The organism is Cupriavidus sp. MEYA8 (genome assembly GCF_059278825.1).
In genome coordinates this window covers 1038147-1051215 of the sequence record NZ_CM181221.1, presented here as the reverse complement: position 1 = coordinate 1051215, position 13069 = coordinate 1038147, and the positions used below count along the sequence as shown (strand labels likewise).

The 13069-nt window shown below is 67.7% G+C and carries 15 protein-coding genes; 3 read left to right on the top strand and 12 right to left on the bottom strand.

Annotated features, from left to right (window positions below; genetic code table 11):
* Positions 1–25: 25 nt before the first annotated feature.
* Together AC5WJ1_RS04880 and AC5WJ1_RS04875 are read right to left on the bottom strand one after the other, a co-directional pair.
* Complete coding sequence (locus AC5WJ1_RS04880; protein WP_135704899.1) at positions 26–1213, bottom strand: CAP domain-containing protein; 1188 nt, start codon at positions 1211–1213, stop codon at positions 26–28.
* Positions 1214–1438: 225 nt separating this feature from the next.
* On the bottom strand, positions 1439–2377 hold the full coding sequence (locus AC5WJ1_RS04875) for a LysR family transcriptional regulator (protein ID WP_195428108.1): 939 nt from the start codon (positions 2375–2377) through the stop codon (positions 1439–1441).
* A 188-nt stretch (positions 2378–2565) separates the two neighbouring features.
* Between AC5WJ1_RS04875 and AC5WJ1_RS04870 the strand changes: the two genes are divergently transcribed.
* Positions 2566–3828, top strand: a complete 1263-nt coding sequence (locus AC5WJ1_RS04870) for an acyl-CoA dehydrogenase family protein (protein ID WP_133094192.1) — start codon at positions 2566–2568, stop codon at positions 3826–3828.
* A gap of 178 nt (positions 3829–4006) precedes the next feature.
* Positions 4007–4699 (top strand): glutathione binding-like protein, encoded by a 693-nt coding sequence (locus tag AC5WJ1_RS04865; RefSeq protein WP_195428110.1) that lies wholly within the window; start codon positions 4007–4009, stop codon positions 4697–4699.
* A gap of 37 nt (positions 4700–4736) precedes the next feature.
* On the opposite strand, the gene AC5WJ1_RS04860 is transcribed toward AC5WJ1_RS04865, so the two are convergent.
* Positions 4737–5612 carry a hypothetical protein gene (locus AC5WJ1_RS04860; RefSeq protein WP_195428119.1) on the bottom strand — a complete coding sequence of 292 codons (876 nt, stop codon included), beginning with the start codon at positions 5610–5612 and terminating at the stop codon, positions 4737–4739.
* Between the two features lie 267 nt (positions 5613–5879).
* Between AC5WJ1_RS04860 and AC5WJ1_RS04855 the strand changes: the two genes are divergently transcribed.
* Positions 5880–6320: a helix-turn-helix domain-containing protein gene (locus tag AC5WJ1_RS04855; protein ID WP_133094190.1), complete on the top strand. Its 441-nt coding sequence runs from the start codon at positions 5880–5882 to the stop codon at positions 6318–6320.
* Here AC5WJ1_RS04855 and ureG read toward each other — a convergent pair.
* The 9 genes from ureG to urtE form a co-directional block, all read right to left on the bottom strand.
* The gene (gene ureG / locus AC5WJ1_RS04850; RefSeq protein ID WP_013956047.1) at positions 6317–6946 is read right to left on the bottom strand and encodes an urease accessory protein UreG; all 630 of its coding nucleotides are present in this window, start codon (positions 6944–6946) and stop codon (positions 6317–6319) included. The two genes, AC5WJ1_RS04855 and ureG, sit on opposite strands and share 4 nt — an antisense overlap.
* A 13-nt stretch (positions 6947–6959) precedes the next feature.
* A complete protein-coding gene (locus tag AC5WJ1_RS04845; RefSeq protein ID WP_135704897.1) occupies positions 6960–7652 on the bottom strand; it encodes an urease accessory protein UreF in 693 nt (230 codons plus the stop codon).
* Positions 7653–7682: 30 nt separating this feature from the next.
* Positions 7683–8324 carry an urease accessory protein UreE gene (gene ureE / locus AC5WJ1_RS04840; RefSeq protein WP_494476377.1) on the bottom strand — a complete coding sequence of 214 codons (642 nt, stop codon included), beginning with the start codon at positions 8322–8324 and terminating at the stop codon, positions 7683–7685.
* A gap of 29 nt (positions 8325–8353) precedes the next feature.
* Positions 8354–10069 (bottom strand): urease subunit alpha, encoded by a 1716-nt coding sequence (gene ureC / locus AC5WJ1_RS04835; protein WP_195428124.1) that lies wholly within the window; start codon positions 10067–10069, stop codon positions 8354–8356.
* Positions 10069–10374 (bottom strand): urease subunit beta, encoded by a 306-nt coding sequence (locus AC5WJ1_RS04830; protein ID WP_133094186.1) that lies wholly within the window; start codon positions 10372–10374, stop codon positions 10069–10071. The genes ureC and AC5WJ1_RS04830 overlap by 1 nt, the downstream gene beginning before the upstream one ends.
* 11 nt (positions 10375–10385) lie before the next feature.
* Complete coding sequence (locus AC5WJ1_RS04825; protein WP_133094185.1) at positions 10386–10997, bottom strand: HupE/UreJ family protein; 612 nt, start codon at positions 10995–10997, stop codon at positions 10386–10388.
* Positions 10998–11057: 60 nt separating this feature from the next.
* Positions 11058–11360 carry an urease subunit gamma gene (locus tag AC5WJ1_RS04820; protein ID WP_133094184.1) on the bottom strand — a complete coding sequence of 101 codons (303 nt, stop codon included), beginning with the start codon at positions 11358–11360 and terminating at the stop codon, positions 11058–11060.
* Between the two features lie 37 nt (positions 11361–11397).
* Positions 11398–12267, bottom strand: coding sequence for an urease accessory protein UreD (locus AC5WJ1_RS04815; protein WP_133094183.1), 870 nt, complete (start codon positions 12265–12267; stop codon positions 11398–11400).
* Between the two features lie 109 nt (positions 12268–12376).
* Complete coding sequence (urtE, locus tag AC5WJ1_RS04810) at positions 12377–13069, bottom strand: urea ABC transporter ATP-binding subunit UrtE (RefSeq protein WP_133094182.1); 693 nt, start codon at positions 13067–13069, stop codon at positions 12377–12379.

Here is a 13069-nt window from a genome sequence, read left to right as displayed (position 1 = left end):
GCGGTGCCTGGTTGGTCGGGGAAGATCAGCGCGTGGTGAACGACCAGGCCAGGTCCACCGGCTGCGAACCCAGCCGGCCGGTCACGCGCACGTTGTAGCGCTGGCCGCTCGCCAGCGGTGCCACCGGCGTGCAGATCGCCAACCCGCGCGCGGCGCTGGACAGGCCCGACGAACGGCTGTCGACCTTCAGGCAATTGACGCTGGCGCCTTGCGCGTCGGTGATGGCGAAGTTGTCGGCATCGAACTGCAGCGAGGTGTTGATCGCCTGCAGCGAGACCGGGTAGCCCACGGTCTTGCCTTCGTAGCCCGGCGCCGGGTTGGGGCTTTCGGAGTTGACCCAGCTCGCCGGCACATCGGCCTGGCCGTTGAACGGGTAAGCCACCATCTGGTTGTCGCTGCCGCCCTTGGACGCATCCGCCAGGTCGATGGTCTGGTAGTAGCTCGCCGAGGTGCCGCTGCCGTTCGGGCCCACGCTTTCGGCAAAGCCGCTGCCGGCCGAGCCGTAGCTGCCGAGCAGCGCGGCGCGATGGAACGGTGCGTTGATCAGGTCGGAGACAAGCGCATCCTTGGGCGTCATCGACAGGTTGGCGTTGGCCACCGAGGTCCAGCGATTGGCACCGGCCACCACTTCCGCGGTGGCATTGGTCGGATAGGCAGCCTGGATGCGCTCGTTCGGCGTGGCACCGGTATAGCCAGGCTTGCCGCTGACTTCGTCGTGCGTCAGCGTGGCGTTGGCCAGCATGTATGCCGTGTGGTTCTGCGCCACGGTGTTGAGCGGGTCGCGCGCGGCCAGCGGCGGCAGGCCGACCTGCTCGCGGCGGTAGTTGGCGTAGCACAGGCCCGCACTGCGCGGTTCGTCGAGCACGCGGTAGTTGCTGACCGCGCTGCCGCGCGGCGGCAACAGCGTGATGCCGCTGCCTGCCGCGGGCGCCGGTGCCGCACCGCTGACGGTGTAGCAGCCGCCGGCCGTGGTCGGCGTGGAAGACGTCGAGCCAGGCGTCGAGCCAGGGCTCGTGCTGGACTGGGTGCCGGATTGCGAGGAGCCCTGCGGCGTGCCGGCGGACGTGCCGCCGCTGCCGCCGTCCCCACCGCCGCCACAAGCGGACAGGGCCAGCACGGCAGCGGCGCAGAGGCCGGTCAGGGTGAACGTGGTGTGCCGCGCGCGTCGCGGCAGCGTCGGTTGGCAATCAGCAAGCAAGCGTGTCCCGGTCATCGGTCTGGATGTGTCGTAGTCGTGGAATAAGGCATCTGCCTGAGGGATCCGCACGCGCGGACGACCGACGCGTGAGGCGCCGGAGGCAGAAAGACCGGTCGATGGTATGAGCGTGACCCGGCAGGGTCTAGCGTGCGAACAAATGCTTACGTGTGAACCGCGCGCGGAGCACGGGGGCGGCGTCCGGCGCACGTTGAGGCAACCGGCATGCGGCGCGCACTCCGCTTAGTCAGCAGGCGTCACATCGGCAGTACCGCCACCGAGCGATGTCATCACCGCCATCAATTGCTCGCGCAGCCACCTGTTGGCGCCATCGTTCTCGCCGCCCGCGTGCCAGTACAGGTGCAGTTCCAGCGTCGGCACCTTGAACGGCAGGGACAGCAACCGGTTGGCGTAAGGCTCGTTAGCGATGCGCGCATAGCGCAGCGGCAGCGTGGCCAGCAGATCGGTGCAGCTGACCACGCGGCATGCGGCGGCATAGTGCTGGCAGCGCAGCCTCACGCGCCGCGTCAAACCCATGCGGTGCAGCGCCTGGTCTTCCAGCCCCGCGCCGCGGCGGCGCGATGACACGTGCACGTGCTCGGCCGCCAGGTAGCGCTCCAGCGTCAGCTCCTTCTTCACCAGCGGATGATCGCGGCGTGCCAGCACCACCATCGGGTCGTTCATGAACGGCGCGTGGTGGATGGCCGGCGACACCGGCAGCAGGATATCGATCGCGGTGTCGATGGTCCCCGCCAGCAGCTCGGACTCCATCTCGCGCCGGTCAAAGCGGATCGCGGCGATTTCCACGTGTGGCGCCATCGCCGTCACCCGCGCCATCAGCGGCGGCAGCAGCGTCGATTCGAGCGCGTCGCGCATGCCGATGGTGAAGCGCCGCACCGTATTGGTGGGATCGAAGTGCGGCGTATCCTGCAGCGTCCGGGCAAACGACTGCAGCGCGCCGCGCACCTCGCCGGCCAGCGAACGGGCCAGCGGCGTGGGCGCCATGCCCTGCCCGCGCCGCTCGAACAGCGGGTCGTCGAACAGCGTGCGCAGCCGCCCCAGCGCATGGCTGACAGCCGGCTGCGTCAGATTGAGCTGGCGCGCGGCCGCGGTGATGCTGCCTTCGCTGTAGATGGCGTCGAACACCACGAAGAGATTGAGGTCGATGCGGGAGAGCTGCATGGCAGCGATTCTGTCATGGAATGCAGGGAATTGATACTGCCAAATCCAGAAAATTCATTTTTCTAATTACCAGCTTTCAGATAGAGTGCATTGCATCGGCGAAGTCTGCCCGAACGACGAAGCCAACCAGCGCCGTTGCCCGCCGTTGCCAATGCGCGGCGCCCATCGATCCGTAGCGAGGAGACCACATGGATTTCGAGTACAGCCCGAAGGTCAAGGAAATGCAGGCCAAGCTGCTGGCCTTCTTCGACAAGCACATCTATCCGAACGAGAAGCGCTTCGCCGAGGAGATCGACGCGAACCGCCGCGCCGGCAACGCCTGGGTCCCGACCAAGGTGATCGAGGAGCTCAAGCCGCTGGCGCGCGAAGCCGGCCTGTGGAACCTGTTCCTGCCGCGCTCGCCGCGTGCGCCGCAGGGCCTGTCCAACCTGGAATACGCCACGCTGTGCGAGATCATGGGCCGGGTGCCCTGGTCCGCCGAGGTCTTCAACTGCGCCGCGCCCGACACCGGCAACATGGAGACGCTGGAGCGCTATGCCTCCGAGGAACTGAAGGACAAGTGGCTGGAGCCGCTGCTCGCCGGCGAGATCCGCTCGGCCTTCCTGATGACCGAGCCGGCGGTGGCCTCGTCGGACGCCACCAACATCGAATGCCGCATCGAGCGCGATGGCGACCACTACGTCATCAACGGCACCAAGTGGTGGTCCTCGGGCGCCGGCGACCCGCGCTGCAAGGTCTACATCGTGATGGGCAAGACCAATCCCGACGCCGGCCGCCATGAGCAGCAGTCGATGGTCGTGGTGCCGGCCGACACCCCGGGCATCACCATCAAGCGCTTCCTGCCGGTGTTCGGCTACGACGACGCGCCGCACGGCCACATGGAGATCGAGCTGAAGAACGTGCGCGTGCCGGTCTCGAACATCCTGCTGGGCGAAGGCCGCGGCTTCGAGATCGCGCAGGGCCGCCTCGGCCCGGGCCGCATCCACCACTGCATGCGCAGCATCGGCGTCGCCGAGCGCGCGCTGGAACTGCTGTGCAAGCGTGCGCTGTCGCGCGTGGCGTTCGGCAAGCCGGTGGCCAGCCAGGGCGTGACCCAGGAACGCATCGCCGAAGCGCGCTGCGAGATCGAGATGGCGCGCCTGCTGACGCTCAAGGCCGCGTACATGATGGACACTGTCGGCAACAAGGTGGCCAAGGCCGAGATCGCGATGATCAAGGTGGTGGCACCGAACGTGGCGCTGAAGGTAATCGACTGGGCCATCCAGGTGCATGGCGCCGCCGGTGTTTCCAGCGACTTCCCGCTGGCCAACTGGTGGGCGCACCAGCGCACGCTGCGCCTGGCCGACGGCCCGGACGAGGTGCACCGCAACGCCATCGCCAAGCTGGAACTGGCCAAGCACATGAACGTGAACCCGGACAGCATCAAGATGCCGGTGGCGCGCGGCTTCTGAGCGCCCGGCCGGGCGCTGGCGCTTCGTGCGCCGGCCCCGGGAATGCTCGCCCCTGACGCCAGTATGGAAACGCGCAGCCAGCCTGCGCGTTTTTTTCTTCTGTGCTTAAATCGCCCGGTTCGCCACGTCAGTGGTTGGCGTGGCAGTCACCACGATCGCAGCCAGGGGAGCCATTGCGATGATCGACGTCTATACCTGGGCAACGCCCAACGGCCACAAAGTCCACATCATGCTTGAGGAATGCGGCCTGGAATACAAGGTCCATCCGATCAACATCGGCGCCGGCGACCAGTTCGGCGACGACTTCCTGAAGATCAGCCCCAACAACAAGATTCCCGCCATCGTCGATCCCGTCGGTCCGGACGGCAAGCCGATCTCGCTGTTCGAATCGGGCGCGATCCTGCTGTACCTGGCCGGCAAGACCGGCAAGTTCCTGCCCGAGGACGTGCGCGGCAAGTACGACGCGCTGCAGTGGCTGATGTTCCAGATGGGCGGCGTCGGCCCGATGCTGGGCCAGGCGCACCACTTCCGCATCTACGCGCCGGAGCAGATCGAATACGCGGTCAACCGCTACACCAACGAAGCCAGGCGCCTGTACGGGGTGATCGACACGCAGCTGTCGAAGCACGAATGGCTGGCCGGAGACCAGTACACCATCGCCGACATCGCCACCTTCCCGTGGCTGCGCAGCTGGCAGAACCAGGGCGTCGAGCTGGACGAATACCCGAACCTGAAGCGCTGGTTCAACGAGATCGCCGAGCGTCCCGCGGTCAAGCGCGGGGTCGAGGTGCTGGCCAGCGCGCGCAGGGCGCTGCAGGACGACAAGGCGCGCGAGGTCCTGTTCGGCGCCACTCAGTACAAGCGGCACTGAGTGCCGGCCCGGGCATGGCCCCGGGCCGCCGCGGTGTTCAGGCCGCCACCAGTGCCGGCATGCTGGCATGCCCCCTGGCCAGCCCGCCGGTGCACCGCGCGGCCTGGCCGTTCCCGTCTTCGGTTTCGTTTCCGCCTGCGCGGTCGTTCCCGCCTTCGCTCTGGTTCCCGCGCCCGGCCGGCGGTCCAAAGCAGCACAGCAGGCCAGTGCCAGGCATGAGCACGTGGAGACGACAGGTTTCATTCGCATCCGGCGCGTAAAGCGCGCCGGGCTGCAGGAACGCCGCCTCGTCCGCCTCGTCCGCCGCCGCAGACTCCGTCCCGCGCCAGTACAACCCCGCAGCACCGCGATAGCACAGCGCCCAGCGCAAGCCGCTCGCGCGCAGCCGCTGCGCCCAGTCGCCACTCGTGTCATCGAGCTGGACGAACCCAGGCCGCATGCCTGACGGGCCTTGCAGCGCGCCTCCGCCCCGGGCTGCGCCGGCCATGCCGTCAGGGTCGTCCGCACCCACCTCCCCCAGCTTGCAGCCACGCGCGCCAGCGGACAGCGACACCGGCGCCGCGGCGGCGTCCTGCGCCACCGCGCGCACCAGGATCGTATCGACCGTCGCGCGGACCTGCATCGGCACGCCGGTGGCAGGCGCGAACAACTCGCCGCCGCCCGTCAGCAGGCTGCCGCGCCCGGGCGCCGACACGCGCAGCCCGCCGCGCAGGCAGGCCCACCACTCGGGCCGCTGCGCTATGAATTCGGGCTGGGCCTCTCCAGCGCGGAGAAAGACGTAGTCGCAGGTTTCGCCAAGCCCCGCCGTGGCAGGCAGCAAGCGCGACTGGAAACCGATGGTCAGGTCCGCCACCGCATGGTGGCCGGATGGGAAGGCGCGCATCCGCGCCTCGAACAGCATGAAGATCTGCATGGTAATTCCCTGAGCGGGGCGACAGGATGCGGTCATCCTGTCCGCGCAATGCGGCGCCCGCGCGAAAGCGTCGCGCCGGCATCGCACATTGGTCCCGTCTGGCACGGCCATGCAAGCCGCCCGGTGTCATGCCATCGTGCCGCGCCATATGCACTGGCGCATCCCTTATTCCGCGGATCGGGCATCGATAGTGAGGGGGAGAATAAGTTGTCGTGGCCTCAAGGTCAAACCCTTAGCCTCAGAACACTCTGAACTTCCTACGATCCCATGACTACTCGAAATCTCAGACTTTTCGGATTGCATCTCGCCTGGCTGCGCAAGCAGCGCGGCTGGTCCCAGGAAACGCTGTCGCTCGAAAGCGGTCTGGCGCGCTCCTACCTGAGCGGCATCGAAGGGGGCAAGCGCAACCTGGCGCTGATCAACATCTGCACGCTGGCCGAGACCCTTGCGGTCCCGCCATCCGAAATGCTGGACTTCGCCCGCCACGATGTCAGCGAGTTGCAGGTGGAGCAGCCGCCGATGCCCTACGGCAACCGGCAGCAGGCAGCCATCGAAGCCACCGTCCGCCATATGGCCGAACTCAACGAGCCCGAGTTGAACCTGGTGGCGGCGGTTGCGCGGGCGCTGGCGGGCAAGGGCAGCTTCCGCCCGCCGGTGAGCTATGTCAAACCCGGCGCCAGGGCCGCCGCGGGCGACGTCGAGTCCTAGACGCCGAGCATGCCCTGCCGTTCGATGAAGCGGATCACTTCGTCCAGGCCCTGTCCGGACTTGACGCTGCCCATCACGAATGGCCGGGCGCCGCGCATCTTGCGGGCATCGCTCTCCATCACTTCCAGGGACGCGCCGACGTACGGCGCGAGGTCTGTCTTGTTGATCACCAGCAGGTCGGACTTGGTAATGCCAGGGCCGCCCTTTCTCGGAATTTTCTCACCGCCGGCTACGTCGATCACGTAGATCGTCAGATCAGAAAGTTCTGGGCTGAAAGTTGCTGCGAGGTTGTCGCCGCCGGACTCGATGAACACCACGTCGGCATCCGGGAATCTCGCCAGCATGCGGTCCACCGCTTCCAGGTTGATCGACGCATCCTCGCGGATGGCGGTGTGCGGGCAGCCGCCGGTTTCCACGCCCATGATGCGTTCGGCTGGCAACGCGCCGGAGATCGTCAGCAGGCGCTGGTCTTCCTTGGTGTAGATGTCGTTGGTGATCGCGACCAGGTCATAGCGGTCGCGCATGGCCTTGCACAGCATCTCCAGCAGCGTGGTCTTGCCGGAGCCAACCGGGCCGCCGACGCCGACGCGCAGCGGAGGGTTCTTCTTGGTACGGGCCTGGGTCATGGTGGTTGTGGAATCAGGAACGGAACAGCCGGGAGTACTGCGTTTCGTGTCGTGCGGAAAGCAGGCCCAGCATCGGGGAAAAGGTCGACAGTTGCGGTGGCGTGGAATCGGCACGGCGCGTCGCTTCGTCCACGGTTTCCAGCACCGCCGCGTGAAGACGGCGCAGCATGTGTTGCCCCGCGACCTGGCCGAGCGGCACCGCCTTGATCGCGGCGGCAACCTGGTTCTCGGCCCAGTTGAAGCAATAGGCTGCCAGGCCGTCGCGGGCGTCGACGTCCAGTGCAACGCACGCTGCCGTGAAGGCGGTTGGCAGGCAGACCGGCGATAGCGATGCCAGCGCCTCGCGCAATGCTGGCGTGCCCCACTCCATCTGGCCGATCAGCTTCGACAGCGACCAGCCCATCTGCTCGGTCTCGAGGCGAAGCTCCGAGGTTTCACGGGTGGCGTGGAACCAGTCGTTCCAGGCCTGCACCGCAGCCGTGTCGCCGGCACGCCAGCAGCGATGCAACAACAGCCACAGCGGCGCTTCGCATTGGGCCTGGACGTGCAGCAGGTTGTCGCGGACCCAGCGCTCGGCCGTCCGGGCATCGTGGATGCTGCCGGCTTCAATCGCGGCTTCAAGGCCTTGCGAATAGCTGAAGCCGCCGATGGGCAAGGCAGGCGATGCGAGATGCAGCAGGGAGATGAGTTGGTGGAGGTTGGTCATCACCGGATCACTGGCTTACCGCCCTACGTCTCAATGCTTATGCCTGCAATTCGCATCGTGAACATGATCCGCCTCGCCATGCTCGTGATCATGACCATGTCCGTGCGAGTGCGAGTGCGAGTGCGAGTGCGAGTGCGAGTGCGAGTGCGAGTGCCCATGATGCTCATGAAACACCGCCTGCGCCGCCGCATAGTCCTCGGCAAACGTAGCATCGTGCCCATGCTTGTGCCCGCCGCCATACGCCCCGGCTTCCGGCTCGAACGGCAGTTGCGCGCGCCCGGCGCGCACGCCCAGTCGCTGCAGCATGTCGGCCAGCACCGGGTCGTACTCGAGCCGCAGATAGTCGCGCCCGATCTCCACCGGCGTGTGCCGGTTGCCAAGATGATACGCCGCGCGCATCAGCGCGTGCGGATCCTCCGAACGCACATCCAGCACGGCCTCCGCCGCGGCCTGCACTTCGACAAAGCTGCCATCCTCGGCCACCAGCAGATCGCCACCCCGCAGCACCGTGCCGCGCGGCAGGAACAGCGCGGCCTCGGTGCCGTTGTCGAGCATCGCGCGCAGGCGGCTCTTGCTTCGTTCGTTGAAAGGCAGGACCAGCTTGGGAGCGCGGCGCACCAGCACCGGCGCGATGCCGTGCGGGGCGCTCAGGAACTTGTCGATCTTCAGCATGCGCGATGCGGGGCGCGGGCCCCGGCGGTTCAGAACAGGAAATAGCGCTGCGCCATGGGCAGCTCGGTGGCGGGCTCGCAGGTCAGCAACTGGCCGTCGGCGACGACCTGGTAGGTCTCCGGATCGACCGTGACATGCGGTTGCCAGTCATTGTGCACCATGTCGCGCTTGCTGACCGTGCGCGTGCCGCGCACCGCCGACAGCGTCTTGGCGAGCCCATAGCGCTCGCCGATATCGGCCGCCAGTGCCGCCTGCGAGACAAAGGTCAGCGAAGACCGGTGCAGCGCCCCGCCCGCCGACGCGAACATCGGCCGGTAATGCACCGGCTGCGGTGTCGGGATCGACGCATTGGGATCGCCCATCGCCGCGGCGGCGATCATGCCGCCCTTCAGGATCAGGCTCGGCTTGACGCCAAAGAACGCCGGACGCCACAGCACCAGGTCGGCCCATTTGCCGACCTCGACCGAGCCAACCTCATGCGCGATGCCATGCGTCAGCGCCGGGTTGATGGTGTACTTGGCGACATAGCGCTTGACGCGGAAGTTGTCGTGCCCGCCGCGCGCATCGTGCGGGTCGCCGGGCAGCTTGCCGCGCTGCAGCGCCATCTTGTGCGCGGTCTGCCAGGTGCGGATGATGACCTCGCCGACGCGGCCCATGGCCTGCGAGTCGCTGGAGATCATCGAGAACGCGCCGAGGTCGTGCAGGATATCCTCCGCGGCGATGGTTTCGCGGCGGATGCGGCTTTCGGCGAAGGCGATATCCTCGGCGATCGACGGATCGAGGTGGTGGCACACCATCAGCATGTCGAGGTGCTCGTCCAGCGTGTTCACCGTGTAGGGCCGCGTCGGGTTGGTCGACGACGGCAGCACGTTGGCCTCGCCGCACACCTTGATGATGTCCGGCGCATGGCCGCCGCCGGCGCCTTCGGTGTGGTACGTATGGATGGTACGGCCCTTGAATGCGGCGATGGTGGCCTCGACAAAGCCGGCCTCGTTCAGCGTATCGGTGTGGATCGCCACCTGCGTATCGGTCGCGTCCGCCACCGACAGGCAGGTGTCGATCGCCGCCGGCGTGGTGCCCCAGTCCTCATGCAGCTTCAGCCCGATCGCACCAGCCTCGACCTGCTCCAGGAGCGGCGCCTGCTGGCTGGCGTTGCCCTTGCCGAGCAGGCCGATATTCATCGGGTAGGCGTCCGCCGCCTGCAGCATCCGTTCCATGAACCACGGCCCCGGCGTCACGGTGGTGGCGAAGGTGCCCGTCGCCGGGCCGGTGCCGCCGCCGATCATGGTGGTGACGCCGCTCATCAGCGCCTCTTCGATCTGCTGCGGGCAGATGAAGTGGATATGGCTGTCGATGCCGCCCGCCGTGACGATCATGCCCTCGCCGGCGATCACCTCCGTACCAGACCCCACCACGATGGTCACGCCCGGCTGGATATCCGGGTTGCCGGCCTTGCCGATCGACGCGATGCGCCCGTCCTTCAGCCCGATGTCGGCCTTGACGATACCCCAGTGGTCGACGATCAATGCATTGGTGATGACCGTGTCGACGCAGTCCTTCGCCATGCGCTGGCTCTGGCCCATGCCGTCGCGGATCACCTTGCCGCCGCCGAACTTCACTTCCTCGCCGTAGATGGTGAAGTCCTTTTCGACTTCGACGATGAGCCCGGTATCGGCCAGCCGCACGCGGTCGCCGGTGGTGGGTCCGAACATCTCGGCATAGGCCTGCCTGGAGATCCTTGCCATCACAGCGCTCCCATGATCTTGCCGTTGAAGCCGTAGACGATGCGGTCGCCGTCCAGCGCCACCAGTTCGACGGTGCGGGTCTGGCCGGGCTCGAAACGCACCGCCGTACCGGCCGCGATATTCAGCCGGAAGCCGCGCGTGGCTTCGCGGTCGAACGACAGCGCGGTATTGGTCTCGTAGAAATGGAAGTGCGAGCCGACCTGGATCGGCCGGTCGCCGGTATTGGCCACCGTCACGCTGACCGTGGCGCGGCCGGCGTTGAGTTCGATCTCGCCATCGGCGGGTATCAGTTCACCGGGGATCATGGTGTGTCTCCTCAGGCCACCAGCAGGCCGGCGCCGTACAGCGCCACGCCGGCACCGGCCAGGCGGGCGAGCCAGCTGGCATGGCGGCGCAGCAGCATGCCGGCGCCGATGCCGAGCAGGTGCAGCGCCATGGTCGCGACGGCAAATCCGCCGACATAGGCCAGCACCGCGGGCAGCGCCTCGGCAGTGGCCGGCAGCTCCGCGCCATGCGCATAACCGTGGAACACCGCAAAGCCGCCAACCAGCAACGCGCTGGCCCAGGCCGGCAGTTTGGCGCGCAGCGCCAGCAGCAGACCGACCACCAGCAACGACACGGCAATCATCGGTTCCACCGCGGGCAGCGCCATGCCGGCCAACCCAAGCGCGGCACCGGCCAGCATCAGCGCGACGAAGACCAGCGGCAGGCGCAGCGTATCGGCGGCCGAGCGGGCCACCAGCGCGCTCCATACGCCCACCGCCGCCATCGCCAGCAGGTGGTCGGCACCGGTGAACGGGTGCGCCAGGCCGGCCCACAGGCTGGCGCCGACGGTGGCGGCGTCATGGCCGGGGTGCGCCAGCGCGGCGGTGGCGGCAACGGTCAGGGTGGTGCCCAGGGCAAGGCGCAGGCAGGCGGAACGGTTCATGTCGGCTCTCGGTTTGATTTGTTGTTCGAAGCGGTCGAAATCGGACGTCAAGGCGAAGGCTCAGACGATGGGGTGGTGCACGGTCACCAGCTTGGTGCCGTCCGGGAACGTCGCCTCGACCTGAATCTCGGGGATCATCTCGGCGATGCCATCCATCACGTCGTCGCGCGTCAGCACGGTGGTGCCTTCGTGCATCAGCTCGGCCACGGTGCGGCCGTCGCGCGCGCCTTCCATGATGGCGGCGCTGATCAGCGCCACCGCTTCCGGATAGTTGAGCTTGAGCCCGCGCGCCTTGCGCCGTTCGGCCAGCAGCGCGGCGGTGAAGATCAGCAGCTTGTCCTTCTCTCTCGGCGTCAGTTCCATCTCTTGTTCCTTGTCTGTCTTGTTGTCCGGTCGTGGCCTAAGTTGCCCACAGCCGCAGCGGCCGCGCCGCCACGCCGTGCATCGGCTCGCGCAGCGCGCTCCAGCCGTCGACCATCACGTGGCGCACGGCTTCCATCTGCCGGCCGAGCACGCGCACCAGCAGCATCGACTGGCCATGGGCTGCCAGGCAGGTCACGCCTGCGCGCAGTTCCGGGCCATAGGGCAACTGCTCCGCCAACGCTTCCGCCAGTTGCTGCGTGGCGCCCTCGCCCACCGCCCACAGCGTGCCCTGCACATTGAGTCCGTCGAGTCCCGCCACCGCGGTGCGCAGCGGCGAACCCGCATCGAGATGCGACTGTTCGATCCACAACGCGCGCTCGCCGGCGCCGACGCGGGTATCGAGCCACAGCGCGCCACGCGCCCATTGCTCGCCCGATGCCTGCCGGCCCAGCACCACGGCATCCCAGCCGATCGCGCTGCCGCCCGGCGCAACGTCGAGCACTGTCGAGATACGTGCGCGCGCATCGTCGAACACGATGTTCTCCTGCGGCAGCCAGTCCAGCCGCGCCCCCGCGCCGACCGACAGCCGCACCTGCTGCGCCGCGTCGCGGCCGAGCGACTTGTACCACTTGGTGGCGCCGGGCGTGGCCAGCACCGCGTGGGCACCGGCCTCGACCGTCACCTCGATATCCAGGCTGTCGCCGCCCGCCACGCCGGCCGGCGGATGCAGCATGACGGCATGGCAGATGCCGCCTTCGGGATACAGCGGTTTCTGCACCAGCAGCGGCCCCTGGTGGCGGCGCTCGACCAGCGCGGTGCGTTCGCCGCGTTGCGCAAAGCGCAGCCGCAGGCTGGCCTGCCATGCGGCGGGCACGGCGAGTGATGAAGGAAAATCGGGATGACGCATGGCGTGGCAAAGCCGGCGGCGGGCGCGCGATGGCGGGGTTGCAGATAATCATAGCGCGCCGCCTGCCTGGGCGGAAAGCGGCGTGCGATGCGCATTCCCCGTTCCACGCCTACACGGCAATCAGCTCCCGTACGCCGTCCTGCTCCATGCTGGCCCCGGCACCCCGCGCGACCACCTCGCCCCGGCTCATCACCACATAGTGGTCGGCGATATGGCGCGCGAATTCGTAGTACTGCTCGACCAGCAGCACCGTCATGCCGAACTCGTCCACCAGCAGCCGCAGCGCGCGGCCAATGTCCTGGATGATCGATGGCTGGATGCCCTCGGTCGGCTCGTCGAGGATCAGCAGCTGCGGTTCGCTCATCAGCGCCCGGCCGATCGCCAGTTGCTGCTGCTGGCCGCCGGACAGGTCGCCGCCGCGGCGCTGGCGCATGGTGCGCAGTACCGGGAACAGCTGATAGATGCGATCCGGCACACCCGCTGGACGCGCGCGGCTGGCGGCACCGATCAGCAGGTTCTCCTCGACCGTCAGCCGCGGAAAAATTTCGCGCCCCTGCGGCACATAGGCCAGCCCGGCGGAAACGCGCTCGTACGGCGCCTTCTTCTCCAGCGGCTTGCCGTCCCAGTGGATGCTGCCGCTGCGCGTCGGCACCACGCCCATCAGGCATTTCAGGAGCGTGCTCTTGCCCACGCCGTTGCGGCCGAGCAGCGTGGTCAGCCTGCCCGCCGGCACGTCGAAGGAGACGTTGCGCAGGATATGGCTGCCGCCGTAGAACTGGTTCAGTGCGTTGACCTGCAGCAT

Excerpts from the sequence above, each read along its gene's own strand:
- AC5WJ1_RS04815 (WP_133094183.1), bottom strand. The coding sequence starts at position 12,267 with ATGCGTCATCCCGATTTTCCTTCATCACTCGCCGTGCCCGCCGCATGG.
- AC5WJ1_RS04830 (WP_133094186.1), bottom strand. The coding sequence starts at position 10,374 with ATGATCCCCGGTGAACTGATACCCGCCGATGGCGAGATCGAACTCAAC.
- AC5WJ1_RS04820 (WP_133094184.1), bottom strand. The coding sequence starts at position 11,360 with ATGGAACTGACGCCGAGAGAGAAGGACAAGCTGCTGATCTTCACCGCC.
- ureC (WP_195428124.1), bottom strand. The coding sequence starts at position 10,069 with ATGGCAAGGATCTCCAGGCAGGCCTATGCCGAGATGTTCGGACCCACC.
- AC5WJ1_RS04855 (WP_133094190.1), top strand. The coding sequence starts at position 5,880 with ATGACTACTCGAAATCTCAGACTTTTCGGATTGCATCTCGCCTGGCTG.
- AC5WJ1_RS04875 (WP_195428108.1), bottom strand. The coding sequence starts at position 2,377 with ATGCAGCTCTCCCGCATCGACCTCAATCTCTTCGTGGTGTTCGACGCC.
- AC5WJ1_RS04860 (WP_195428119.1), bottom strand. The coding sequence starts at position 5,612 with ATGCAGATCTTCATGCTGTTCGAGGCGCGGATGCGCGCCTTCCCATCC.
- AC5WJ1_RS04845 (WP_135704897.1), bottom strand. The coding sequence starts at position 7,652 with ATGACCAACCTCCACCAACTCATCTCCCTGCTGCATCTCGCATCGCCT.
- ureE (WP_494476377.1), bottom strand. The coding sequence starts at position 8,324 with ATGCTGAAGATCGACAAGTTCCTGAGCGCCCCGCACGGCATCGCGCCG.
- ureG (WP_013956047.1), bottom strand. The coding sequence starts at position 6,946 with ATGACCCAGGCCCGTACCAAGAAGAACCCTCCGCTGCGCGTCGGCGTC.
- AC5WJ1_RS04865 (WP_195428110.1), top strand. The coding sequence starts at position 4,007 with ATGATCGACGTCTATACCTGGGCAACGCCCAACGGCCACAAAGTCCAC.
- urtE (WP_133094182.1), bottom strand. The coding sequence starts at position 13,069 with ATGCTGCAGGTCAACGCACTGAACCAGTTCTACGGCGGCAGCCATATC.
- AC5WJ1_RS04825 (WP_133094185.1), bottom strand. The coding sequence starts at position 10,997 with ATGAACCGTTCCGCCTGCCTGCGCCTTGCCCTGGGCACCACCCTGACC.
- AC5WJ1_RS04870 (WP_133094192.1), top strand. The coding sequence starts at position 2,566 with ATGGATTTCGAGTACAGCCCGAAGGTCAAGGAAATGCAGGCCAAGCTG.
- AC5WJ1_RS04880 (WP_135704899.1), bottom strand. The coding sequence starts at position 1,213 with ATGACCGGGACACGCTTGCTTGCTGATTGCCAACCGACGCTGCCGCGA.